Here is a 24,910-nt window from a genome sequence, read left to right on the forward strand (position 1 = left end):
CCTCTTGCGATTCTAAGACATAAGATCGGCGCAGCCATTGGCCGCGCCGCATAATGCCGGGACGTATCCGTCAGCCAGCGACTTGTTTCGTTTCCGGCAGCGCCGCAGGCTCGAAAGTCTGACCTTCGATCGCAGCCGGAGTGGATTGGGGACCGCTGGCAACGCCATAGGGAGCAAGCGGCGTGCAGACGACGGAGTTCAGCGCCTTGGCGATGTCGATGCCTTCCTTGCCGCCGCCGCCCTTGGCGTCGATATGCATCATGTCGCGCATGCAGAGCTTGTTGGGCTCGACACAGCGGTTGAGGATGGCGCTGTAGAGTTCCGGATCGACGGAGGCGAAATACTGAACCGGCTCACGCTCCGACGGCTTGGCGAATTCGAGATATTCCTGACGGCCGAAGCCCTTGCCGCCTTCCTTCGCCTTCGCCACCCACTGGTCGAAGCCCTGCTGGCTCAGGCCATGGAACTTGAAGCGCATATGGGAGAAGCCGGGGCCGGAAAAGTTGGCCGAGAAGCCGTCATAAACGCCTTCCTTGTTGATGACCGCGTGCAGCTTGGTCTGCATGCCGCCCATGGCGTAGATCTGGCCGGCAAGTGCGGGAACGAAGAAGGAGTTCATCGCGGTCGTGCCGGTGATCTTGAAGTTGATCGGAACATCGACCGGAGCGGCGAATTCATTGACACTGCCAATGCCCAGTTCGGGATAGAAGAACAGCCACTTCCAGTCCATGGCCACCACTTCGACCGTGATCGGCTTGGTCTCGGCGGTGACCTGGCGGTTCTCGTCGATACGCTCCAGCGGACGATAGGGATCGAGGCGGTGGGTGGAAATCCAGGTGACCGTGCCGAGCATCAGGATGATGGCGACCGGGGCCGACCAGATCACCATTTCAAGGCGCGTCGAGTGATGCCACTCGGGATCGTAATCCTCCGCCTTTGCCGATTCGCGGTACTTCCATGCGAAGAACAGCGTCAGGACGATGACCGGAACGATGATAAGCAGCATCAGAACCGTGGACGTGATGATGAGGTCGCGCTGCTGGATGGCGATGTCACCCGAAGGATTCATCACCACGAGGTTGCAGCCGCTGAGCAGCAACAGTGCCGGGATTGCCAGAAGGGCGGACGGGAGTTTTTTGATCATGCGCACGTTCTTTGGACTCGTACAGTTTGGATTATGCCGCGATTAATTGCCGAACATCATTTTTGAAATGAGGTATATTGTCGCGGTGCAGCGAAACCTTCGCGATGCACCATGTGCGGGCAGAGCTGCGTTTGAAGACGGAGCGGGTGCATTATCGCATAGCGAGCTTCTCGGGCAAGCCTTTCTTGCCAAACTTCAATTGACGTTACGGAGGGTGCGTGTGACAATCCGTCGCATCGTAACGCAACGGAAGAGGAGCCGGCGCGTTACAGGAAATGGTTCGTCCATGACGCAGGAGGAATATTATGAGTTATAGCAATGCTGCTCCATCCTTTGGGCAGGCGCCGGAAGCAAACGGTCATGGAACCGATCCGGTCAAGGTCGATCCGGATCGCATCACGATTGCGGTCATTCTTGCGAGAATGACTGAGTTTTTCGACTTCTTTATCTATGCCATTGCCTCCGCGCTCGTTTTTCCGCACGTTTTCTTCTCCTTCGTCGACCCGCTGACGGCTACGCTTTATTCCTTTGCAGTCTTCTCTCTGGCCTTTATCGCAAGGCCGATCGGCTCGCTGATCTTCCTTCAGATCGACCGAAAGTTCGGCCGCGCCGTCAAGCTGATGGCCGCGCTGTTCACGCTCTGTGGTTCAACGATGGCGATCAGCTTTCTTCCCTCCTATGCGGAAGCCGGCATGCTCGCTCCCTGTCTTCTGGCGGTGTTCCGCATCGGTCAGGGTCTCGGTCTTGGCGGCGCATGGGATGGTCTCGTTTCATTGCTCGCCATGAATGCACCGCCGAAGCAACGCGGCTGGTACGCCATGATGCCGCAGATCGGCGCGGCGATGGGCTTCGGTCTCGCAAGCGCGTTCTTCATCGTTTTCGTCACACAGCTTTCCAATGCGGAATTCCTCGCCTGGGGCTGGCGTTTCCCCTTCTTCGTGGCGCTGGCGCTCAACGTTCTCGCGCTCTTTGCCCGCCTGCGCATGATCGTGACGCCGGAATTCCAGGCCATGCTTGAACAGCACGAACTGGAGCCGCGCCCCATGTTCAAGATGTTGCGCTCGCAGTTTCCGGTCGTGGTCACAGGTGCATTCGTGCCGCTGGCAAGCTTCGCGCTCTTCCATCTCGTCACGGTTTTCCCGCTGAGCTGGGTTTCCCTCAACACCACCCAGCGTGTTTCGGACTTCCTGTTCGTGCAGTTTGTCAGCGCCATCATCGCCGGTGGCATGATCGTGGTTTCAGGCATTCTGGCCGACAGGATTGGCCGCCGGAAGCTTCTGGCTGTCGCAGCAGTGCTGATCGGTCTGTTCAGCCTTGTTGCACCCGTCCTTCTGAGTTCGGGCGATATCGGCCGCTATCTCTTCGTGCTGATCGGCTTTTCGCTGCTTGGTCTGTCCTTCGGTCAGGCGGGCGGTGCGCTCGCTTCCCGCTTCAGCCGCGAATACCGTTATACCGGCGCATCGCTCACCTCGGATATTTCCTGGCTGATCGGTGCCGGTTTCGCCCCGCTTGTCGCACTTGGATTTTCGTCCAAATTCGGACTGTTTGCGGTCGGAATTTACCTGATGTCCGGTGCGGTCTGTACCCTGGTCGCGCTTTGGTTCAGCCGCACGCTGGACATGCCGTCGGAGTGAACAGGGCAATTTAACAACCTCTGCAGCCATTGCGCCGCGGAATCCTGTCGGATTTCGCGGCGTTTTTGTTTTTTTATTGCGCGGGATCGATTTTAATCTTGACTCGGTCCTTCATGAAATATTATGTAAGCAATACTGACGTAATTCAGTGTGTCTCATTGCCGGAAATGCCGGCCACCAGGGAACGCGATGCGAACGACGACGATCATTATTTGCGAAAAAGCGGCCATTGCCGCCACGCCGTTTGCCGGCCGCAAAACGACCGTTCGCGCCATTAAACGCCGATAAGCAAAAGAATGAGGAGCAGCCAGGTCGCCTGCGGCTCCGCCCGCAGAGTGCCGGCTGACGCGCCGGGTTTCGGGAAAGAGGGCGATGCCGCGCGAAATGCGCAACGAGAGGAGAGTGCCTTGAGTGTGACGGAGCAAAAATTCGGCCTTTACGATGCGGCTTTTGAAAAAAGCAGCTGTGGCGTCGGTTTCATCACCCGCAAGGATGGCGTGCAGACGCATGATGTGCTGAAGCGCGGTCATGAGGCGCTCTGTGCCGTGCCGCATCGCGGCGGCATGTCGGCGGAAGGTGTCGGCGATGGTGCCGGCGTGTCGCTCGACCTGTCGTTGTCATTTTTTCAGAAGCTGACGGGTAATGATGCCTTGCAGGCCGGCCGCTTCGGTGTCGGCAATTTTTTCCTGCCGCAAAATCCGGCTTTCCACGGCGAGGCGGTCGGTATCATCGCAAACGCCCTCAAGGAGCAGGGGTTTTCGGTCCTGCTTGCCCGCGATGTACCGGTGAATGACGCGGCTATCCGCCCCGCCGCCATTCCTTACCAGTTGCCGATCCGGCAATGGGTTTTCTCGGCTCCTGCCGAATGCGCAACCCTCGCCGAATTCGACTGGCGCATCCACAAGGCGCTGCTGGCCATCGAGGCGCTTGCCTATACCGTGCCGGAACTCGCCGGCTTTTATCCGTTGTCGCTCAGCGCCCGCACGCAGGTTCTGAAAGGGCGTCTGAACTCGCATGAGGTCATGCCCTATTTCTGTGACCTTACCGATCCGCGCCATGAAGTGCATACGATGTATTTCCACACGCGGTTTTCCACCAATACCGATCCGCACCCCTCCATGGCGCAGCCCTTCCGCCTGATGGCGCATAATGGCGAACTCAATACCGACAAGAAGAACCGGCTGTCGGAAGCGGCCGTGGCGCTGGCGAAGAATGCCAGCATCATCCGGCCGAAGGGCCAGTCGGATAGCTGCCGTCTGGATCAGACCCTGCAGGCACGGGTAATGGAAGACGGTCTCGACCTCGTTACCGCCGTGGTCTCGATGATGCCGCCAGCCTGGGAAAATGACGATACCCTGTCACCGGCCGTGAAGGCGATGCTGGAATATTTCTCGCTTTATGAGGAAAAGAATGATGGCCCGGCCGCGCTGATTTTCGGCGATGGCACCATCATCGGTGCGCGGCTCGATCGCCTCGGCCTGCGCCCGCTGCGCACGGTCGAGACGGAAGATTATCTCTGCGTCATGTCGGAGGCCGGGCAGATCGCGTTTCCGGCGGAAAGCGTCATCCGTCGCGGCCGCATCGAGGCGGGCGGCATGCTTTATTACGATCACGCCGAGCGTCGTGCTTTTTCCACAGTAGAGGCGCTGGAGCTTCTGGCCTCGCAGCGGGACTATTCCTCGCTGCTATCTGAAGCGCGCGTGATGCTTGGTGATCTGCCGGAGGTGCCCGCCGACAAGCAGGGCTCGCCGCTGCGTTACAACGGCGATCTGGAACGCCACCAGCGTTATGTTGCCTATTCGCATAATCAGGAAAGCTTCAAGTTCCTGATGGACCCGATGCTGGCCTCCGGCGCGGAAAAGATTTCGGCGATGGGTTACGGCAATGCCATCAATGCGCTTTCCGATCAGGAAGGCGGCGTCGCGAAGTATTTTTCACAGCGTTTCGCGCAGGTCACCAATCCGCCGCTCGACAGTATTCGTGAGGCCGATGGCATGACGTTGCGTGTCGCCCTCGGTGCGAAGCCGAACAGCGGCGCGAAGAAGGCCCGCCAGATCGTCGTGCGCTCTCCGATCCTGACCCATCTCGATATGCTGCGTATTCGCGAACAGTCGGAGACGCCCCTTCGTCGTTTTGAAATGCTCTATTCGCCGGTCTTCGATGTTGCGGAGGCCAATGAAACGGCCCTGCGGCAGGCAATCGATGGTCTCTGCGATGAGGTTGTGGCTTTCGCAGCAGAGGAAGGCGGCATCGCCGTCATCACCGACCGGCATGTCTCCGCAGGCCGCGCCGCTCTGCCGATGATCATGGTCGTTTCCGCCATCAATCAGCGGCTGATCGAGGAGGGTCTGCGGCTGCGCATTTCCCTGATCGTGGAAAGTGGCCAGTTTTCTTCCTCGCATCACATAGCAGCCGGCCTCGGCTTCGGTGCTTCGGCCGTCTATCCGCTTGGCGTGCAGTTCCGCGCCGAGGAGAAATTCGGTACCGATGCCGACAAGGCCTTCAAGCGTTTTGCCAAGGCGGCGGAAAAGTCGCTGATGAAGACCATGGGCAAGGTCGGCCTGTGCACGGCGGAAAGTTATATCGGTGGCGAGTTCTTCGAGCCGAACTTCCTCGACACCAACGATGCTGTATTGAAGCGCTATTTCCCGAATGTGAAGACCCCGGTTGGCGGCGTCAACTTCGCCGTCATCGCGCAGGCCGTGGCGGACTGGCACCGCAAGGCGCTGTCCGTGAAGGGCGAAAACGACATTCCGCTGCTCGGCCTCTTCAAGGAGCGTGCGGAAGGCGCCGGCCATTCCTATGGCACGACGGCGGTACGCGGTTTCGTGGATATGACGGAGGAAAAGATCGGTTTCGACAAGGGAACCGAAAACGAGGAGGCGCTGCGTCTCCTGCCGCTCAACCGGCTCGAAGATGCGTTCGGTCTCAATGATGCCGCCTATTATCACAACAGCTTCGACCGGCTGACCCCTGACGCCATCGATAAATTCGAGGTAACGCCCGGCTACCGCGCCTTCGCCCGCATGATGGCAGAGGAAAGGGCGCGCCGCCCCGCCGCCCTGCGCGATGTTCTGGAATTGCCGGCCGATGTGACATTCGCCGGTTCCGCGGAAGAATTCCGCCGGGAAATGGGCCGTTTTTCCCGGCAGGGCAATAACAGCTTCATGGTGCGCGGATTGCGCTGCGAAGAGGCGGGAGACGGCGCATTCCGGCTGCAGCTGACAGGCCCGCATGGTCATGAGCTTGCCCGCCTTGCCGCGCTCGGCCAGTCGCTGCTTGACCGTTTCGGTGCGGATATTCCTGGCCACTGGCTGGAAGGCGGCGCGCTCATGGTTCAGGCGAAGGGTGAAGCCTCCGCTTATCTCTCGCTTATCCGCACTGCACCGGAAAGCATTCCGCTCGACGCCGTTCAGAAGGCGAGCGAGATCACCAAAACCCTCGCATCGGGCGCCATGAGCCATGGTGCGCTGGTTGCTGCGGCCCATGAGGCGGTTGCCCATGGCACCAACATGGTCGGCGGCATGTCGAATTCGGGTGAGGGCGGCGAGCATATTTCCCGTTATGGCACCATCCGTGCCTCGCGCATCAAGCAATTCGCCTCCGGCCGTTTCGGCGTCTGGGCCGGTTATCTTGCCGATCCGATGCTGGAAGAGATCGAGATCAAGATTGGTCAGGGCGCAAAGCCGGGTGAGGGCGGGCAGTTGCCGTCTCCCAAGGTGACGGTGGAAATCGCCGCCGCGCGTGGCGGCACGCCGGGTGTCGAACTCGTCTCGCCGCCGCCGCATCACGATACCTATTCGATCGAGGATCTGGCCCAGCTCATCCATGACGCCAAGGCAGCGCGCGTGCGGGTCATCGTCAAGCTGGTCTCGTCGGAAGGCATCGGCACGATTGCGGTCGGCGTTGCCAAGGCGGGTGCGGATGTCATCAATGTCGCCGGCAATACCGGCGGCACGGGCGCGGCGGCCGTCACCAGTCTCAAATATACCGGCCGTGCGGCGGAAATCGGCATTGCCGAGGTGCATCAGGCGCTTTGCGCCACCGGCCTGCGCGCCAAGGTGCTGCTGCGTTGCTCCGGCGCGCACCAGACGGCGAGCGACGTGGTGAAGTCAGCACTTCTCGGCGGCGACAGCTTCGAATTCGGCACGACGGCGCTGATGATGCTGAAATGTGTCATGGCCAAGAACTGCAACATCAAGTGCCCGGCCGGTCTCACCACCAATCAGGAAGCCTTCAACGGTGATCCCCGCGCGCTGGCGCAATATCTCATGAACATCGCCCATGAAACGCGCGAGATTTTGGCCGGGCTTGGGGTTGCCTCGCTGCGGGAGGCACGCGGCCGTTCCGATCTTCTTCATCTCCTCGATCATCCGGCAAGCGTCGGCCAGCTTGACCTCCGGGCAATGCTTGCCGTGGTCGAAGAGGTGAAGATCGACAGCCCCGTCTATATGGAAAAGGACTTTGCACTGGACGATGCCTTCATCGAACTCGTGCGCTCGGCCCTGGTCGACAGCAGGCGCGAGAATATCGAGCTTGGCGGCAATCGTTTCCTCAACAATTGCAACAAGAGTGTCGGCGGTCAGCTTGCCGTCGATATCGAGCGTATGCTGAACCATGAGCTTTCCGATGAAGAGGCGGATGCGCTGCCGGCCGTGAAGCGGGACAGCCGTGGCCGCCGGTTCCTGGAGGCGGGTTCGGTGCGCATCGATACGTCCGGTTCCGCCGGGCAGTCCTTCGGCGCCTTCTGTAATGACGGCATGGTCATGGTCCATACCGGCACCTGCAATGACGGCGTTGGCAAAAGCGCCTGTGGCGGCACCATTGTCGTGCGCTCCCCCGGCGGCGGCTCGGAAGAGGCGGGCGGCAATGTGCTGGTCGGCAATTTCGCATTGTTTGGCGCCACCGGCGGCCGCACTTTCGTGGAAGGACAGGCGGGCGACCGTTTTGCGGTGCGTAACTCCGGCGCCACCGCCGTGGTCGAAGGCGTGGGTGATTTCGCCTGCGAATACATGACCAACGGCGCGGTGCTGAACCTCGGCAGTTTCGGCAAGGGTTTCGGCAACGGCATGAGCGGCGGCTTTGTTTATCAATATGATCCCTATGGCGATCTGCCGAAGAAGGTCAGCCATGATTCCATCCTGCTCGGCGCGATCACCGGTGAGGATGAGCAGGCCGCGATCCACAATCAGGCAGTCCACCAGCTTCTGACTTTGCATGTCGCGGAGACCGGCTCGGCCAAGGCGACGTGGCTGTTGGAAAACTGGGAAAGTGAACAGCATAATTTCGTCTACGGCATGCCGCGTGCCCTGCTGCTTTATCAGGACAGCGACGAGATTCTCAAAGCCAAGCCCCGCAAGGAGCTGCTGGAGGAACTGGCATCCGCGCTTGCCGCCCACCAGCTGCGCAAGTTCAAGCTCGCCTATCGCGACCGCAAGGCCGTCCTGAACGGAACGGTGCCGGGTTATGGCGAGACGGATACGGAAGACATGTATGCGCTGCTCAACAATTATACCGTGTTGAGCATGGCGCAGGCCATCGCTTTGCAGCGGCTGCCGCTGGCCTCGGGCCCTTCCGATCCCGCCATCGAAAAAGCCGTGCGCAATCTCATCCTCACGGAAGATTATGCGCTGATGCAACGGCTGCTGAAATATGCGCGCGAGGCGCTTTCGGACCATAGCGATGAACAGCTTGCGGTGATGATCGCCGCCAAGCGGCTTGACGACTACAAGCAGGCGCTGGCGCGCCGGAACATCTGGTCGGTGGACAGCCCCGGCACCTACGGCTGGATCATTCAGCAGAACCGGAAAAACATCGAGAAGATCGGCCGACTGCCGGGCTTTGAGGAGCTTTTCGCAGCCCGCGCCATTCCCGACCTTGCCACCGCATCCAGCCACAGGGCAGCATGATGAAGATACCTTATATTCCGCAGGACGCGCCCTTCAACGGTGATCAGCGCGCATGGCTTTCCGGTTTTCTGGCGGGGCTCCATTCCCGCGCCGCCATCGGTCTGGAGACATCGGTTGCCGCTGCTGCTCCCAGGGCGGCCACCAGCGTGCTGAATATTCTTTTCGGCACCCAGACCGGCAATGCCGAGGCGCTGGCGATGGATATTGCCGCCGCCGCCCGCACGCAGGGCATGCAGCCGGTGGTGACGGCACTCGATGATGTCTCGATGGACAATCTCGGCGCCATGAAGCGGGTCATCGTTGTCACCTCGACCTATGGCGAAGGTGAAATGCCCGACAATGCCCAGCTTTTCTGGGAAGCGCTCGCCGCTGACAGTGCGCCGCGTCTGGACGAGGTGAATTTTGCCGTCCTCGCGCTCGGCGATACCGGTTATGACGGCTTCTGCCAGGCGGGCAAGCTTATCGACACGCGGTTCGAACAACTCGGCGGCAAGCGCATGAAGACGCGTATAGACTGCGATATCGACTTCGAGGACGCCGCCGCCGCATGGATCGGCGAGGCCCTGCCGCTTGCGGTTGCTGTCGATGGCGGCAATCCGGCCTCAACAACCCTTCCTGTCATCGAGCCGGCGGCAAGAGCAAAACAGGGCTGGAACCGCAAGAACCCCTATTCGGCCCGGGTGAACATTAATCGCCTTCTTTCTGGCCCCGCCTCGTCAAAGGAAATTCGTCACTATGAATTCGATCTCGGCGAAAGCGGTCTGGACTATGAGGCGGGTGACGCTCTGGGCGTCGTGCCTCTTAATGACCCGAAACTGGTCGAAGCGCTGATCGATCGGTTCGACGTAACAGCAGATGGCGAAGTGGCTGGCCTCGACCGGCCGATTGGTGATGCCCTTCTGAATATGTTCGAGATTTCGACACCCTCGCGTGAGCTGGTTGCCGAAATTGGCAAGCGCGCAGGACATGACGAACTCAGCCACATTCTCGCAAACGGAGACAGGGAGCAACTGGCCGCCTTTCTCTGGAGCAAGGATATTCTCGACCTCGTCAATCTCGGCGGAAAGCCGCTATTTGATGTTGCCGAATTCGTGACTTTCCTGAAGCCGCTACAGCATCGCGCCTATTCCATCTCCTCCAGCCCCCTCGTCGCGGAAAACAGCGTGCATCTGACCATCGCCAGCGTGCGTTATCGCGCTGAGGGCCGGGAGCGCGGCGGCGTGTGCTCCACTTATCTCGCCGACCGGGTGGAGGCGGGCCAGAATAGCGGAATTTTCGTCTCGCCGAACAAGGCGTTTCGTGTGCCGCAGGATAATGACGCGCCTATGATCATGGTGGGACCAGGCACGGGTATCGCGCCTTTCCGGGCTTTTTTGCAGGAACGGCAGGCGAGGGGCGCAAAGGGCAAAAACTGGCTGTTCTTTGGCGATCAGCACCGGCAGTCGGATTTCATCTATGAAGATGAACTTGGCGACATGAGCCGCGATGGCGTGCTGACCCGTCTCGATCTCGCTTTTTCACGCGATCAGGCGGAAAAGATCTACGTCCAGACCCGCATGCAACAGAACGGCAAGGCGCTCTATCAATGGCTTGAAGAGGGTGGCTATTTCTACGTTTGCGGTGACGCAACCCGTATGGCGAAGGATGTCGACGACGCCTTGCACCGGATCGTTATTGACGAGGCCGGTATCTCGGCGGAAGCAGCAAGTGACTATGTAAACCGGCTGAAGCGCGAAAAGCGCTATCTGCGTGATGTCTATTAAAGGCAGGCGATGATGGGGGAATCACCTCCCCGCTCCAGATGCCTCAGCAATTGGAGCAGGTGGTCTCCGCGTCGCGCTGCTTGAAGAAGTAATCGCGCCCGATCGTGATCGACTTTACACCGGATGAGGAGATGTCGGTCATGAACATCAGCAATTCATGCGGGATGGAAAGCTCGACGTGGATGAGGAAGCTGTTCTCTATCAGCAGGCGGGTTGGAACCGTTACCGTCGATCCAACGGCATAAGGCCTCTGATCTTTCTCATTCCAGGACCAGGCGATTTTCGCCTGTTTCTGCTTGTCGATCGTGATACCGCTGATTTTCAGCTGCAGACCTTTGGTGCTGTAAGGCGCAAAGACAGCCGCCGCGACATTCTGCATGTTCTTGAGATAGGTCTTGTCGACGGAGCCCGTTTTCGAGATCAGATCGTTGATCGTGGCGGCGGCGCTGCTTGACCGCTTGAGCGTATTGTAGCCGAGCGTGAGTTCGAAGGACGTCACATACAGCGCGAGCAATATCGGGAAAAGGATAGCAAATTCCACGGCGCCCACGCCGCGGCGATCTTTTGCGAAGCGTGCAATGAGCGCGATGAAACGCAGTTTGCCGTTCGTGACGGCAGACGCCAACCCTGCCATTATGAGCCCCCGCTTGTGGTGTATTTCTCGTTCATGAAAGCATCGGTCGCGACAATGAGGAAATGCGAGGGCATCGATCCGTCAGCCGGGCGTATTTTGGTGAGATAGGGCCGGATGATGTCGGCGACAACGCGCCAGCGATAATAGACGCGCAGCATGTTGATCGTTTCCGGACCGCCCGGCTTGAAGCCAAATTGCGAGGTATCCAGATCGTAATATTGGCCGTAGGGCTTCAGGGGTATCGTGGTTGGAATATCCTTGAAGGCGGTAAAGGAGCGAAGATCGATATAGAGCTTCTGTTCCTGTTTGATCTCATCCGCCGAGCAGGTGATCATCACTGAAACTTCATTGCAGAAGCTCTTGCGAAAATCCTCTTTCGAAATTGAACTGCTGATTTGCCCGGTGCGCAGACGCCGCGCCATGTTCTCCGTGGCATTAACGACAACCTGTTCCGCCATCATGGCGATAAAGGTCTCGATAATTGCAAAGACAACGAGGAAATAGGGAATCGCGAGGATCGCGAATTCGATGGCCGCTGTCCCGTCGCGCGAGACGCCGAATTTTTCCAGCAATGGCTTCAGTCTGGCCAGTCGCATGTGGTTGTTTCGATCTCTAGAATATGCGCCAGGCGCAACCGTTGAATTTGTTGCGGACCATAACCAGCCGGTATTTACATTCAGTTACCTCGATATTTTATACTTTAGTGATTCACAAAAGTGGCACAGTCTATAAATGCAAAAGGCCCGGCATATTGCCGGGCCTTTATTGAACATAGAAAAATGGCAGCTTATTCAGCGTCCGCTTTCGACAGAACCTCAAGAGTGGGCGTCGAGGTGATGTTGTAGCCGCAATCCACATAATGGCACTCGCCGGTAACCCCGCGCGACATGCCTGACAGCAGGTAAAGCGCCGATCCGCCGATATCGTCGATATCTGCCGTCCGCCGCAGCGGCGCGTTTTTCTGGTTCCAGGCGTAGATCGCACGCGCATCCGAAATGCCGGCACCTGCCAGCGTGCGGACCGGGCCGGCCGAGATGGCGTTGACGCGAATGTCACGCGGGCCGTAATCGGCGGCGAGATAGCGAACGGACGCCTCAAGTGCCGCCTTGGCTACGCCCATGACGTTGTAGTTCGGGATAACGCGCTGCGAACCGTTATAGGTCAGCGTCAGCATGGATCCGCCATTCGTCATCAGTTCTGCGGCGCGTTTGGCGATTTCCGTGAACGAGAAACAGGAGATGACCATGGTACGGCTGAAATTTTCGCGGGTCGTATCCGCGTAAAGACCTTTCAGCTCGTTCTTGTCGGAAAAGCCGATGGCGTGCACGACGAAATCGAGCGAGCCCCACTTTTCCCGGATCGTCGCAAACAGCGCGTCGACCGAGGCGATATCCTCGACATCGCAAGGCACGATGAAGTCGGAGCCGAGTTCGGCGGCCAGCGGCTTCACGCGCTTGCCAAGCGCCTCTCCCTGATAGGTGAAGGCCAGTTCAGCGCCCTGTGCCGCAAGCGCCTTGGAGATGCCCCAGGCGATGGAGTGATTGTTTGCGACGCCCATGATGAGGCCGCGTTTACCCTGCATGATGCCGTTCATGGGCAATTATCCGTTATGACGCTGGAAGACGAGCGTGGCGTTGGTGCCGCCGAAGCCGAAGGAATTGGAAAGGATGGTGTCGATCTTGGCGTTATCGATGCGGCTGCGAACGATCGGAACGCCCGCAAATTCCGGATCAAGCTCGGAAATATGCGCGCTTTCGCCGATGAAGCGTTCCTGCATCATCAACAGGCCGTAGATCGATTCCTGAACGCCGGCAGCACCCAGCGAATGGCCGGTGAGCGACTTGGTCGACTGGATATGCGGGATTTTGTCGCCAAAGACTTCCCGGATCGCGCCGATTTCCTTGCTGTCGCCAACCGGCGTCGAGGTGCCGTGGGTATTGATGTAGTCGATGTCGCCCTTGACGGTGGAAAGTGCCTGACGCATGCAGCGGATTGCGCCCTCGCCGGAAGGAGCCACCATGTCGTAACCGTCCGAGGTCGCGCCGTAACCGACGATCTCGGCGTAAATCTTCGCACCACGTGCCTTGGCATGTTCCAGTTCTTCAAGAACCAGCACGCCAGCGCCGCCGGCGATAACGAAACCGTCACGATTGACGTCATAGGCGCGCGAGGCGACACCGGGCGTTTCGTTATATTTGGACGACATGGCGCCCATGGCGTCGAAGAGGTTGGACATCGACCAGTCCAGATCCTCATGGCCGCCTGCGAACATCACGTCCTGCTTGCCCCACTGGATCATTTCGGCAGCGTTGCCGATGCAATGCGCCGAAGTCGAGCAGGCGGACGAGATGGAATAGTTGACGCCGTGGATCTTGAACCAGGTGGCAAGCGTCGCCGAGGCGGTCGAGGACATGGCCTTCGGCACGGCGAAGGGGCCAATGCGCTTCGGGCTGTTGTTCTTGAGCGTGATATCGGCGGCTTCGACGATGGTGCGGGTGGAAGGACCACCGGAGCCCATGATGATGCCGGTGCGCTCATTGCCGCTGATATCGCTCTCTTCCAGACCGGAATCGGCGATCGCCTGCTTCATCGCGACATGGTTCCAGGCACCGCCCTGCGACAGGAAGCGCATGGCGCGGCGGTCGACCAGTTCCGTCGGGTCGAGAGACGGCTTGCCCCAGACCTGGCATTTGAAACCGTGTTCGGCAAAATCCGGCGAAAATGAAATGCCGGATTTGGCATTGCGCAGCGATGCGGTGACTTCAGCGGCATCACCGCCGATGGAAGAAACAATACCGAGGCCGGTGACAACAACTCGTCTCATGAAAGGGACCTTTTCTTAAGATTTCGGCTGGACGACCGAAGCCGCCCGGCTTTTGCCAGGACTTATTCCGTCTGCTTCAGGCGGTCTTTTCTTTCGATAGCCCTACACGAAGGTCAGTCGCCTGATAAATGGTTTCTCCATCCGCCTTCAGCCATCCGTCTGCGGTTCCAAGCACAAGACGACCGCGCATCACGCGCTTGAAGTCGATGCCATACTGGAGGAGCTTCGTGTTCGGGCGGACCATGCCCTTGAATTTTACCTCGCCGGTCGACAGCGCCATGCCGCGGCCCTCTTCACCCAGCCAGCCGAGGAAGAAGCCGGTCAGCTGCCACATGCCGTCAAGGCCCAGGCAGCCCGGCATGATCGGGTTGCCCTGGAAGTGGCAGGGGAAATACCAGTCGTCGGGGCTCACATCATATTCGGCACGAATGAAACCCTTGTCGAACGCGCCGCCGGTTTCGGAAATTTCGGTGATGCGGTGAACCATGAGCATGGGGGGCAATGGAAGCTGGGCATTTCCCGGGCCGAACAATTCGCCGCGACCGCAGGAAAGGATCTCCTCATAATTGTAACTTGATTGCCTCGTTGCCATACCGCTTTCACTTCCCCAATTACTGGTGTTGATTGACTTCACTAGAGCAAGTTAGGTTCAAAATGAAGCGCTGCAAGGGCAGAGGCCGCTCAGCCCCCATATCTTTGTCTTCGAACCTTCTTTGCAGAAGTCATTAACTCAATATGCCGTCCGCATACAGGAACCATCCGGCAGGAACCAGAGGAAAATTGCAGGAATGGCCGGTTTGCGGCCATTTGCGACACACGACGGCGCTGAAACTATTGAAAGCATTCGCTGCAAAAGATATATGCTAATGCAATTGGCAAGTTTCACCCCTGTGCTTGGAATGGGATTGCATGGCATTTGACGCCACATTGGATATCGGAACGAGGCTGCGGCGCTCGGGGCTGCGGCCCACGCGCCAGCGCGTGGCGTTGGGCGATCTTCTTTTCGCAAAGGGCGACCGGCACCTGACGGTCGAGGAACTGCATGACGAGGCGGTCACCGCCGGCGTGCCGGTTTCTCTTGCCACAGTCTATAATACGCTGCATCAGTTCACCGAAGCCGGCCTGATCCGCGTTTTGGCTGTCGAGGGTGCGCGCACCTATTTCGATACGAACGTGTCCGACCACCACCATTTCTTTGTTGAGGGCGAGAACGAGGTTCTCGATATCCCCGTCAACAATCTCCAGATCGGCAATCTGCCTGAAGCACCCGAAGGCATGGAAATTGCCCATGTGGACGTGGTTATCCGCCTTCGCCGCAAGCGTAGCTGAAGCCTCGGCCGGAAAAATTCATTAGAAATGGCGCCTTCCAGGCGCCATTTTTGTTTCAGGCCTCTTACGCCTCATTTCAATATATCTTCCGGCCGTCTGCCGGGTTTGGCCTTGTAGGGCGGAAAGGTCCATCCGAAAATCAGTGCGCCGGAGCGGACGCCGAACGCCGTCAGCACGCCGATGCCTGACGCGACATAAAGCGGCGCGCCGAGGAAATAAGCGCCGGTGAAGATGGAAGAGCCCAAAAGGGCACAGGTGATATAGACTTCCGGGCGCAGCAGCACGGATGGTTCCCCGGCGAGAATATCACGCAGGACCCCGCCGAACGTCGCCGTCAGAACACCGGTGACGATGGCCACCGTTGCCGAGCCGCTTGCCGCCAGCCCCTTGGCCGCTCCCATGACGCAATAGGCGGAGAGGCCGATGGCGTCGAGCCAGATCAGCACCCGGTAACGGGATTCGAAAAGATGTGCGGTGAAGAAGAGCAGAACCGCGACTGAGACACAGACGAGAATATAGGTCGGGTTCACCACCCAGAACACCGGCGCCCTGCCCAGCACGAGATCGCGCACCGTTCCGCCGCCGATCCCTGTCGCGGCTGCGAAAAACAGGAAGCCGATCAGGTCGAGCTGCTTGCGCGAAGCGGCCAATGCGCCGGTTGCGGCAAAGACGGCGACGCCGGCATAATCGAGAAAACCCAGCAGTGTCATGAAAAGGTTCCCCCCGGAAACACGGGCTGCGAACACGTCAGTGTCGCGCAAGCACTAAACTCTAGGCTGGCCGCCCGGATGATCGCAACATCCATAACCGAAACGGATGCAAAGGAAAATGCCGTGCGAATCGCTCTCGTTGCCGCTCTTCAGGCGCTGGTCCTTTTGATGTTTCCGGCGGCGCTGTCGGCACAGCAGCAGCTGGTGAACGATCCCGAGATTTATGAGAAGGACCATTTCCGCAAGGAGTGCAAGGTGGCGGCCTTCGGCGACGATTTCGTCACGCGGCTGGATATCAATAATGACGGCCTGATGGATGCGGTCGTCAATCACGGTGTTCTGGATTGCGACGGTGAAAAAGGTCGCAGCTGCGACGACGAGGGATGCCCCTATAATTTTTACGTTCAGGTAAAAGAGGGCGGCTATCTGATGATCGCCACAGCCCGGATCTACGGCTACGACTTCATCAAGCGTTTCGGCAACATGGTCTTCGTGCTGAAGATGCACCCGCGTTATTGCGAGCGCACGGACAAGGAACCTTGCCTGATGACGGTGCGGGTGCGCGGCACGAAGTTCGTCACCATTTCGCGCAAGTAACGGCGAAGCCGGTGGCGGCAGGGGCAGTCATGGCGCGATGCGCCTGATTTTGACCCTCTGATTATAGCGGTGACGAAGAGAGCGCGGAATGACGAGGGTGGCAGTCGCGACGGCAAAAACCGTTGCCGCCACCACCCACAGGGCATCCGACTGGAGTGTGGCACCCAGCACGGCGCCGCAGATCGCCCCGCATATCATGCCAAGCCACGGTACGATCTGAATACCCCAGTCGAGGCTCCGCTCGCCCAGGAGGAAACGGCCGATGCCGCGGCCGAAGCGGGAAAGAGCACCGGTCACATAGGTAAGGCCGATCGGTAGCCCCTCAATATGCTCGACCGCGGCATTGACCATGCCCATGGCGAAAACGACGAGATAAAATTGCGCGAGGGCGGCCTCATTGCGCAACAGCGCTGCAATTGCCATCAGCGCCCCCACGCCCATGAGAACGGCAAAGATGCGCCGGTCGAACTTATGGGCGACCACAATGCCCCCGGCATTGCCCGCCACGAAGGCAACGATTGCGAAAAGCAGTTTCACGGCATGGGAGTAGGTACCGGCCTCCATCGAGACGGCGGCGCGCGTGGTGTTGCCGGTCATGAACGAGACGAAATCTCCGGAAATATAAAGACCCACGGCATCCGTCATGCCGGCGATGAAGGAAATGGCGGCCACCAGCGCGATGCCGGTTCCGGTGCGTCTTGCCCTGATGATGCTGCGGCGTCTTTGTCTGGTCATGGAAGGCTCGATATGAAAAGCGACGGCCGATACGCCGTACCGTGCTACCTATGTCTAGAATGCCGAGATGCCCGTTTGCAATCTTTCCTGATGCGTTACCAGCCGCGCCATTTTGTCTAGACAAGTATAAAATCCCTGCCTACCATGCCTCAAATAAAGCGATAAAAAATGTCGCACAAAAATAAATCAAAATGGGGTTCAGATCATGAAAAAAACGTGGGTTCTCGCCACAATCGCAGCGCTTGTTTCATCCGCTTCCGCCTATGCGGAAACGTCGGTGACCATCGGCATGTCCGGGTGGACCGGCTTTGCGCCGCTGACACTTGCCAAGCAGGCGGGCATTTTTGAAAAGAACGGCCTGAAGGTCGATATCAAGAAAATTCCACAGGCCAGCCGGCATCTGGCTCTCGCTTCCGGCGACATTCAGTGTGCCGCGACCACGGTCGAGACATGGATCGCGTGGAATGCCAATGGCGTGAAATCCACCCAGATTTTCCAGATGGATAAATCGCATGGCGCCGATGGTATTGCGGTGCGCAGTGACGTTTCGAAAGTCGCGGACCTGAAGGGCAAGACGGTTGCCGCTTCCGCGCCCGGCACGTCCCCCTATTTCTTCCTTGCCTGGGTACTCAAGGAAAACGGCCTCACCCTGAAGGACGTCAAGGTCGTCAACCTTGAGCCGGGACCGGCCGCGCAGGCATTTGTGGCTGGCCAGAACGATGCGGCCATGACCTATGAGCCCTATCTGTCCACCGTGCGCGCCGCCCCCGACAAGGGAAAAATCCTCGCCACGACGCTCGAATATCCCGCCGTTATGGATACGTTCGGCTGCACACCCGATTTCCTGAAGGCCAATCCGCAGGCGGCGAAAGCCCTGGCGGACAGCTATTTCCAGGCGCTCGACCTCATCAAGGCCGAGCCTGAGAAGTCCTATGCGACGATGGGCGCGGATGTGAAGCAGGCAGGAGAGGCATTCGCAGCCTCGGCGAAGTTCCTCGAATGGCAGGACAAGGCCGCCAACCAGAAGTTCTTCGAGGGCGAATTCAAGACCTTCTCCGAAAAATCGGCCGATCTGCTGCTGGAAATCGGCGTGATAAAGTCGAAACCCGATCTTTCGACCCTCGCGGATACATCCTTCATCAAATAGCAGAAAAAGGCGGCCACATTTCGGTAGGGAATGTTGCCGCCAAAGTTAAGCGAGAGCGTCGATTGTGCGTCACGAAAGGCGCAGGGCGCTGCGATGGCGCGGCGAAAATGCCGCGCCGGTTTTCCGGACAGGAGACAGATGCAACCTCTTCAACCCATAAGGAACGGTACGCGGATTATCCTCGGCATCCTGTTCTTCGTGCTGTTTTTCTCCGCCTGGGGCTTTGCCACGCTGGGCGGTTTCGTGTCGCCAACCTTTCTGGCCGACCCCATTACCATGCTGAAGGACGGCATCTATCTGCTCACCGATCAGGGGTTCGCCAGCGATATCGGCATGACGATCTGGCGCGTGGTGGGCGGTTTCGTGCTGGCATCGCTCATTGCCGTGCCGGTCGGCATCGCCATGGGGGCGTACAAGCCTATCGAGGCGTTGCTCGAGCCTTTCGTCTCCTTCGCACGCTATCTGCCGGCTTCCGCTTTCGTACCGCTCCTCATTCTTTGGGCCGGCATCGGCGAGATGCAGAAGCTGCTGGTGATCTTCATCGGCGCGGTGTTCCAGATCATCCTGATGGTAGCCGTGGCTGTCGCCGGCACGCGGCGTGATCTGGTGGAGGCCGCCTATACGCTTGGCGCGAAAGACCGGGGTGTGGTGCGCCGTGTTCTCATTCCCGCCAATGCGCCCGATATTGCCGAAATACTCCGTCTCGTTCTCGGCTGGGCCTGGACCTATGTCATTGTCGCTGAACTGATCGGCGCCTCATCGGGCATCGGTTATATGATCATCAACAGCCAGGCGCTGATGGCGACCGGGCAGATCATCTTCGGCATCATCGTCATCGGCATTATCGGTCTTATTTCGGACTTCGCGTTCAAGTCGCTGAACCGGAAGCTTTTCGCCTGGAGGCTTGCCTGATGAGCGAACTCGTTATCAAGGGCGTCAGCCGCACCTTTCCGGGCGTGCAGGGCGGGCAGCCGACGCTGGCCTTGCAGCCGACTGATCTGGAAATCCCCCGCAATGATTTCGTCACAATCCTCGGCCCGTCGGGATGTGGAAAATCGACCCTGCTGCGCATCATCGCCGGTCTCGACCGCCCGACGACGGGCGAAGTGCTGCTGTCCGGCAAAGCGGTAACGGGGCCGGGGGCGGATCGCGGCATGGTGTTTCAGTCCTATACACTGTTTCCCTGGCTGACGATCCGCGAAAACGTTGCCTTCGGCCTGCGCGAACGTGGGGTCGCCGAGAAGGAAAAATGGGAGATCGTCGACAGCTATATCGACAAGGTCGGCCTGCGCGGCTTCGAGAACCATTGGCCGAAACAATTGTCCGGCGGCATGCAGCAAAGAACGGCCATCGCCCGTGCCCTGGCGAACGGCCCGAAAATCCTGCTGCTCGATGAACCTTTCGGCGCTCTCGACAACCAGACGCGCGGGCTGATGCAGGAATTGCTGCTCGGCATCTGGGAGCGGGAGCAGAAGACGGTCATTTTTGTGACCCATGACATTGAGGAGGCGGTGTTCATGGCGTCGCGTGTGGTAACTATGTCCGCAAGGCCGGGTCGCATCAAGTCGATCACACCGGTCGACCTGCCGCATCCGCGTCACTACACCGTCAAGGCCAGCCCGGAATTTTCCGAGCTGCGTGCGAAGTTGACGGAGGAAATTCGCAGCGAGGCGATTGCCGCCGCTGCCCATGGATAGTTGATCCGGCAAAGGGGAGGATGGAAGCATCGGGATGAGGAGCACAGGCACCGATCTTCAGGAAAAATCGCTGCACGAGCGCATCCGCAATGATGTCGAGCGTCATATCATGTCGGGCGAGTGGCCGCCGGGATACCGCATTCCCTTCGAACACGAGATGACCCGCCAATATGCCTGTTCTCGCATGACGGTGAACAAGGCGCTCGGCGAATTGGTGCAGCGCGGACTGATCGAAAGACGCCGCCGTCTCGGCACCTTCGTTCGCCAGCCTCATGCGCAATCGGCCGTTCTGGAAATTCACGATATCGAGCGGGAGGTGCAGACGCTGGGTCTGGTCTATGGTTACCGTCTCGACAAACGACGGCTGCGCCCTGCGGGGGAAGAAGACGGCGCATCCATGGCGCTTGCCGCGGACGCCCGGGTTCTGGAACTTACCTGCACGCATTTCGCCGGCGGTATTCCCTTTTGCCTTGAGGAACGCATCATCAATGTCACCGCCGTTCCGGAAGCGGAATCTGCCGATTTTTCGCAGATCGGCCCGGGAACCTGGCTGCTGAAGATGGTTCCATGGAGCGCTGCCGAACATCGCATCAGCGCCGTTTCCGCCGACCGTAAAAATGCGGCAGCGCTCGGCATAACCTCCGGTGCGGCATGTCTGGTCATCCATCGCCGCACCTGGCATGGGGCGGAATACGTCACCAGCGTCCGGGTGACCTATCCCGGTGACCGCCACGCCCTCGTGGCGCAATTTTCGCCCTCTCAAAACGCCTGAGGGCGCTCCGACGGTCAATTTTTTGTAAAGAAGAGTTTACGGGTGGTCTTTTGACAATATAATAGTTGTCAAAAGAACTCAGGTTTATTATCGGAACGTCAAGCTTTCACGACGGTATCCGTTCATGACCCCGGTTTTCAGGAACCGGTCAATCTGCGGATGAGTTCATCGACGGAAATCCGGGATAAAAATTATGTCAGCTGAGACCTCAACTTCTTCCGCGTCCTTCACTAAGGCAAACAAAACACGGCACATCTCACTTGCCATGACGGTCACCTTGCTGGCCGGCTTGAGTGCCGGAGCGGTTTTTGCTCAGTCGGCATCTGACACCCAGACACAGTCCGCCCCGGGAACGGAAACGGTTCAGCCTGCGCAGCAGCCGGCGGAAACGCCGAGCGCTCCGGCAATCCAGCCGGCACCGCCTTCCGCTGCTACACCGGAGCAGCCAGCCGCTGCCGCGCCTGCGCCGCTGCAGCCTGCGCCTGCCGCAGGTAACTCCGCGCCGGCGGCTGAAGGTCTCGCACCACAGCCGACACAGACTGAACAGCCCGCACCAACGAACGCAACAGCCGCGCCGAACGAAGTCTCGACGCCGGTTGAACCCGTAAGTGCCGAGCCTGCGAGTGCTGAACATCGTGCGGACATTCCGCACAACCTGTCCCCCTGGGGCATGTTCATGGCGGCGGACTGGGTCGTGAAGGGTGTCATGATCGGTCTTGCCTTCGCATCGCTCGTCACCTGGACAGTATGGGTTGCGAAGTCGATCGAACTTGCCGGTGCCCGCGTACGCGCCGGTTCGACGCTTAAGGTCATCCGCCGGGCAAAGACCCTGAATGAGGCGACCGAGGCTGTCGAAAAGAAGGGCGGACCGGCAGCGCTGATGCTGCGCATGGCGACCCACGAAATGCAGCTTTCCGATGCGGTGGTCGAACATACGGATGGCGGCGGTATCAAGGAGCGTGTCTCTTCGGCGCTGTCGCGTATTGAAACCCATGCCGGTCGCCGCATGTCACGCGGAACGGGCGTTCTCGCGACCATCGGTTCCACCGCTCCCTTCGTCGGCCTGTTCGGCACCGTCTGGGGCATCATGAACTCTTTCATCAGCATTTCGGAATCGCAGACGACCAACCTTGCCGTTGTTGCGCCGGGCATTGCCGAGGCGCTGCTCGCCACCGCCATCGGTCTCGTCGCCGCCATTCCGGCCGTGGTGATCTATAACGTCTTCGCCCGCTCGATCACCGGTTACCGCCATCTGCTGGCGGATGCAGCAGCCGGCGTGGAACGCCTCGTCAGCCGCGACCTCGATTTCCGCCGTATTCCGCCGGGCAGCGCCAGCAAGCCAGCAGTATCGCTGGTTGGACGGTGATCGGTCATGGCTGGCGGTATTCGCGAAAATAGCGGAGACGATCTCTCCGAAAACCACGAGATCAATGTCACGCCCTTCATCGACGTGATGCTGGTTCTGCTGATCATCTTCATGGTCGCCGCGCCGCTGGCGACCGTGGATGTGAATGTCGATCTGCCCGCCTCCACGGCCAAGCCGGCGGAGCGTCCGGAGGAGCCGCTCTATCTGACGGTCAAGGACGATCTCTCACTCAATCTCGGTAATGACGCGGTTGCCCGCGAAGCCTTGGCGGCCGCCATCGACAGGCAGACCGGCGGCAAGAAGGACACGCGTATTTTCCTGCGTGCCGACAAGGCCGTCGACTACGGCCACTTCATGGAAATCATGAACCTGCTGAGAGATGCCGGTTATCTGAAGATCGCCCTGGTGGGACTGGAAAACGCGGCTGCGGCGTCGCAGCCCGCCGCTGCTGGCCAACCCGTGGCGCCGGCAGCGCAGGGAACCGCGCCATGACTGAAAACGGCTACCCGCAGGCCCGGCATTCCCGTCTCGGGGAAGTGACGCTGTGGTCCGCCGCGGCGCTGCTCATGCTGGGCGTTCATGCCGGTTTTGCCTATTATCTGATGCAGGAGCCCGAGGAGCAGGAAGCCGGCGGGCCGCCGCCTGCCGCGATCATGATCGAAATGGCGGCGATACCGGAAGCCGTCAAGACGGAAGAAACGACGCCGGCGCAGGATGTCGAAGACGCCGAAGAGGTAAAGAGCGACAGCAGCGAACCGGTGGAGGAAGCCGCCCCGGAAGAGCCGCCGCCACCGGAGCCCGTTGCTGAAACGCCGCCACCACCGCCGGAGCCGGTGCAGCCGCCTGAGCCGCCGGTCGAGGAGATCGTCGAACCGCAGGAAATTCCCGAACCCGTGGAACCCATCGATCCCGTTCAGGAGCAGATGATGGCGGAACTCGAAAATGTCGAGGTTCCCTTGCCAGTCGTAAGGCCTCCGCCGCCACCCGTCGAAAAGAAGGTGGAAAAGAAAGAGCCGGAAGAGAAAAAGAAGGTCGAGCGCCAGCGCCCCAAACCGCAGCAGGCATCGGAATTGCGCGAAACCGCAAAGGCGGAAGCCCAGCAGTCCGATCGGACGGCGGCATCACGCAGCAATGCCGGTTTCTTCTCGTCCTCGTCCATGTCAAATGCCGACTGGGGTGCGAAAGTGCGCTCGGCGATGCAACGGCGACTGGTTCGCTCGGCTGGAAAATCGGGAATGACCATTACGGTTTCGTTCAAGATTGATAGCGGCGGATCCGTCGGCGGTGCGAGGATTGTTTCATCCACCGGCGACTCGGCGATGGACCAGAAGCTTCTGGCCGTCATACAAAAGGCGTCCGTCTCGCCGCCCCCTCCAGGCGCAAATACGAGTTTTACCTTGCCGATTCTTTTCAAGTAGGCTGGAACTGAACGATTATCTCAGGCATCCCAGCTCCGGAAAGGATGGGATGCCCGATTTATTTTCCATGTTGATTTGCAGCGGTCCTATGCCGCAGAGTAGGACCAATCCGTCCCATCGCATGCAAGCCAACAGGAATCACGAAAATCATGAAATTCTCAATCGCAGAGGCGGAGGATCTCGTATCCTCTATCTTTGAGTGCAATGGCGTTCTGCCGCAAAACGCCCGCTCGGTGGCAAAGGCGCTCGTTGCCTCCGAGGCGGCCGGTCAAGGCGGTCACGGTTTTCGTCGTATCCCTGTTTATGTTCGCCAGGCGCGGGTTGGAAAGGTCGATGGCAAGGCGCGTCCCGTGGCGGTGCGGGTAAAGCCGGGCGTCCTCTCAGTCGACGCCAATCACGGCTATGCCTATCCGGCGATCGATTGCGCCCTTGCGGAATTGCCAGACATGATCCGGCAGCAGGGCATCGCGCTTGCCGCGATCCACCGTTCCCATCATGCGGGTGTCATGGCGCTGACGGTCGAGCGGCTCGCCGAAATGGGCTTTGTCGCGCTCATGTTTGCCAATGCGCCGGCATCCATGGCGCCCTGGGGCGGCAGCAAACCGCTTTATGGAACCAATCCAATCGCCTTCGCCACCCCCGTCGGCGGCGCCGATCCGCTGGTGATCGATCTGGCCCTGTCCAAGGTCGCACGCGGAAAGATCATGGCGGCCCGCCAGAAGGGTGAAACCATCCCCGGTGACTGGGCTCTGGACCGAAACGGCCGGCCGACGACCGATCCCGAAGAGGCTATAGAGGGAACCATGGTGCCCGCAGGCGAAGCGAAGGGCGCTGCTTTGGCGCTGATGGTGGAGATCATGGCAGCAGCGATTACCGGCGGAAACTTCGCATTCGAGGCGTCTTCCCTTCTGGATGACAAGGGTGCTCCGCCGTCGCTCGGCCACACGATCATCGCCATAGATCCGGTATCGTCGGGCGGTGCCGCTTTTACCGAGCGACTGGCGCTCATCGCTGGCGAAATAGAAAAGCAGGAGAATGTGCGTCTGCCCGGCCGGCGCAGCCAGGGCGTTCGCAGGCAGGCTCTGGAAAGCGGGATCGTCGTCGAAAGCGATATTCTCGCTGAAATCCAGTCGCTTTGACGAGCCGAAAAATAAAAACCCGGCGGACCGAGTGATCCGCCGGGCAAACCGTTTATAGCTGCTTTGCACTGCGTCGATGTGGATCGGAAATC

General features: G+C 59.4%; 21 protein-coding genes. 13 read left to right on the plus strand and 8 right to left on the minus strand.

Features of this window, described 5'->3' with window-relative positions; genetic code table 11:
- Positions 1-70: 70 nt before the first annotated feature.
- The gene (cyoA, locus tag AGR13A_RS00415) at positions 71-1,144 is read right to left on the minus strand and encodes a ubiquinol oxidase subunit II (protein WP_035219601.1); all 1,074 of its coding nucleotides are present in this window, start codon (positions 1,142-1,144) and stop codon (positions 71-73) included.
- Between the two features lie 305 nt (positions 1,145-1,449).
- Here cyoA and AGR13A_RS00420 point away from each other — a divergent pair, with 305 nt between their 5' ends.
- From AGR13A_RS00420 to AGR13A_RS00430, 3 genes are all read left to right on the plus strand, one after another.
- Entirely contained in the window at positions 1,450-2,778 is a 1,329-nt protein-coding gene (locus tag AGR13A_RS00420) for an MFS transporter (protein ID WP_080833023.1), read from the plus strand.
- Positions 2,779-3,185: 407 nt separating this feature from the next.
- Positions 3,186-8,687 carry a glutamate synthase-related protein gene (locus tag AGR13A_RS00425; protein ID WP_080833025.1) on the plus strand — a complete coding sequence of 1,834 codons (5,502 nt, stop codon included), beginning with the start codon at positions 3,186-3,188 and terminating at the stop codon, positions 8,685-8,687.
- Positions 8,684-10,450: a sulfite reductase subunit alpha gene (locus AGR13A_RS00430; RefSeq protein ID WP_080833026.1), complete on the plus strand. Its 1,767-nt coding sequence runs from the start codon at positions 8,684-8,686 to the stop codon at positions 10,448-10,450. Before AGR13A_RS00425 ends, AGR13A_RS00430 begins: the two co-directional genes overlap by 4 nt.
- 43 nt (positions 10,451-10,493) lie before the next feature.
- Here AGR13A_RS00430 and AGR13A_RS00435 read toward each other — a convergent pair whose 3' ends face one another.
- The 5 genes from AGR13A_RS00435 to fabA all read right to left on the minus strand — a co-directional run bounded on the left by AGR13A_RS00435 (position 10,494) and on the right by fabA (position 14,500).
- A complete protein-coding gene (locus AGR13A_RS00435; RefSeq protein ID WP_139785996.1) occupies positions 10,494-11,087 on the minus strand; it encodes a TadE/TadG family type IV pilus assembly protein in 594 nt (197 codons plus the stop codon).
- Positions 11,084-11,680: a TadE/TadG family type IV pilus assembly protein gene (locus tag AGR13A_RS00440; protein WP_080833029.1), complete on the minus strand. Its 597-nt coding sequence runs from the start codon at positions 11,678-11,680 to the stop codon at positions 11,084-11,086. The genes AGR13A_RS00435 and AGR13A_RS00440 overlap by 4 nt, the downstream gene beginning before the upstream one ends.
- Positions 11,681-11,871: 191 nt before the next feature.
- Positions 11,872-12,678 (minus strand): enoyl-ACP reductase FabI, encoded by an 807-nt coding sequence (gene fabI / locus AGR13A_RS00445; protein WP_035219587.1) that lies wholly within the window; start codon positions 12,676-12,678, stop codon positions 11,872-11,874.
- A 6-nt stretch (positions 12,679-12,684) separates the two neighbouring features.
- Positions 12,685-13,908: a beta-ketoacyl-ACP synthase I gene (gene fabB, locus AGR13A_RS00450; RefSeq protein ID WP_035219585.1), complete on the minus strand. Its 1,224-nt coding sequence runs from the start codon at positions 13,906-13,908 to the stop codon at positions 12,685-12,687.
- A 76-nt stretch (positions 13,909-13,984) separates the two neighbouring features.
- A complete protein-coding gene (gene fabA, locus AGR13A_RS00455) occupies positions 13,985-14,500 on the minus strand; it encodes a 3-hydroxyacyl-[acyl-carrier-protein] dehydratase FabA (RefSeq protein ID WP_035219583.1) in 516 nt (171 codons plus the stop codon).
- A gap of 317 nt (positions 14,501-14,817) precedes the next feature.
- Here fabA and irrA point away from each other — a divergent pair, with 317 nt between their 5' ends.
- Complete coding sequence (gene irrA, locus AGR13A_RS00465) at positions 14,818-15,237, plus strand: iron response transcriptional regulator IrrA (protein ID WP_035219582.1); 420 nt, start codon at positions 14,818-14,820, stop codon at positions 15,235-15,237.
- 71 nt (positions 15,238-15,308) lie between these two features.
- Here irrA and AGR13A_RS00470 read toward each other — a convergent pair whose 3' ends face one another.
- The gene (locus AGR13A_RS00470; RefSeq protein WP_035219581.1) at positions 15,309-15,947 is read right to left on the minus strand and encodes a trimeric intracellular cation channel family protein; all 639 of its coding nucleotides are present in this window, start codon (positions 15,945-15,947) and stop codon (positions 15,309-15,311) included.
- A 78-nt stretch (positions 15,948-16,025) separates the two neighbouring features.
- On the opposite strand from AGR13A_RS00470, the gene AGR13A_RS00475 reads away from it, so the two are divergent.
- Positions 16,026-16,544: a hypothetical protein gene (locus tag AGR13A_RS00475; RefSeq protein ID WP_051795964.1), complete on the plus strand. Its 519-nt coding sequence runs from the start codon at positions 16,026-16,028 to the stop codon at positions 16,542-16,544.
- Positions 16,545-16,571: 27 nt separating this feature from the next.
- On the opposite strand, the gene AGR13A_RS00480 is transcribed toward AGR13A_RS00475, so the two are convergent.
- Positions 16,572-17,279: a YoaK family protein gene (locus AGR13A_RS00480; protein ID WP_080833035.1), complete on the minus strand. Its 708-nt coding sequence runs from the start codon at positions 17,277-17,279 to the stop codon at positions 16,572-16,574.
- A gap of 205 nt (positions 17,280-17,484) precedes the next feature.
- On the opposite strand from AGR13A_RS00480, the gene AGR13A_RS00485 reads away from it, so the two are divergent.
- The 8 genes from AGR13A_RS00485 to AGR13A_RS00520 all read left to right on the plus strand — a co-directional run bounded on the left by AGR13A_RS00485 (position 17,485) and on the right by AGR13A_RS00520 (position 24,818).
- The gene (locus AGR13A_RS00485) at positions 17,485-18,426 is read left to right on the plus strand and encodes an ABC transporter substrate-binding protein (protein ID WP_080833037.1); all 942 of its coding nucleotides are present in this window, start codon (positions 17,485-17,487) and stop codon (positions 18,424-18,426) included.
- A 138-nt stretch (positions 18,427-18,564) separates the two neighbouring features.
- Complete coding sequence (locus AGR13A_RS00490; RefSeq protein WP_035219577.1) at positions 18,565-19,338, plus strand: ABC transporter permease; 774 nt, start codon at positions 18,565-18,567, stop codon at positions 19,336-19,338.
- Complete coding sequence (locus AGR13A_RS00495) at positions 19,338-20,123, plus strand: ABC transporter ATP-binding protein (RefSeq protein WP_003524386.1); 786 nt, start codon at positions 19,338-19,340, stop codon at positions 20,121-20,123. Before AGR13A_RS00490 ends, AGR13A_RS00495 begins: the two co-directional genes overlap by 1 nt.
- Positions 20,124-20,157: 34 nt before the next feature.
- Positions 20,158-20,895 carry a histidine utilization repressor gene (gene hutC / locus AGR13A_RS00500; protein WP_035219575.1) on the plus strand — a complete coding sequence of 246 codons (738 nt, stop codon included), beginning with the start codon at positions 20,158-20,160 and terminating at the stop codon, positions 20,893-20,895.
- A gap of 193 nt (positions 20,896-21,088) precedes the next feature.
- Complete coding sequence (exbB, locus tag AGR13A_RS00505; protein WP_035219572.1) at positions 21,089-22,261, plus strand: tonB-system energizer ExbB; 1,173 nt, start codon at positions 21,089-21,091, stop codon at positions 22,259-22,261.
- 6 nt (positions 22,262-22,267) lie between these two features.
- Entirely contained in the window at positions 22,268-22,753 is a 486-nt protein-coding gene (exbD, locus tag AGR13A_RS00510; protein ID WP_035219571.1) for a TonB system transport protein ExbD, read from the plus strand.
- Positions 22,750-23,679 carry an energy transducer TonB family protein gene (locus tag AGR13A_RS00515; protein WP_035219570.1) on the plus strand — a complete coding sequence of 310 codons (930 nt, stop codon included), beginning with the start codon at positions 22,750-22,752 and terminating at the stop codon, positions 23,677-23,679. The genes exbD and AGR13A_RS00515 overlap by 4 nt, the downstream gene beginning before the upstream one ends.
- Positions 23,680-23,828: 149 nt before the next feature.
- Positions 23,829-24,818: an Ldh family oxidoreductase gene (locus tag AGR13A_RS00520; protein WP_080833040.1), complete on the plus strand. Its 990-nt coding sequence runs from the start codon at positions 23,829-23,831 to the stop codon at positions 24,816-24,818.
- Positions 24,819-24,910 lie beyond the last annotated feature (92 nt).

The sequence above is a fragment of the Agrobacterium genomosp. 13 str. CFBP 6927 genome, assembly GCA_900012615.1.
Lineage (GTDB): Bacteria > Pseudomonadota > Alphaproteobacteria > Rhizobiales > Rhizobiaceae > Agrobacterium.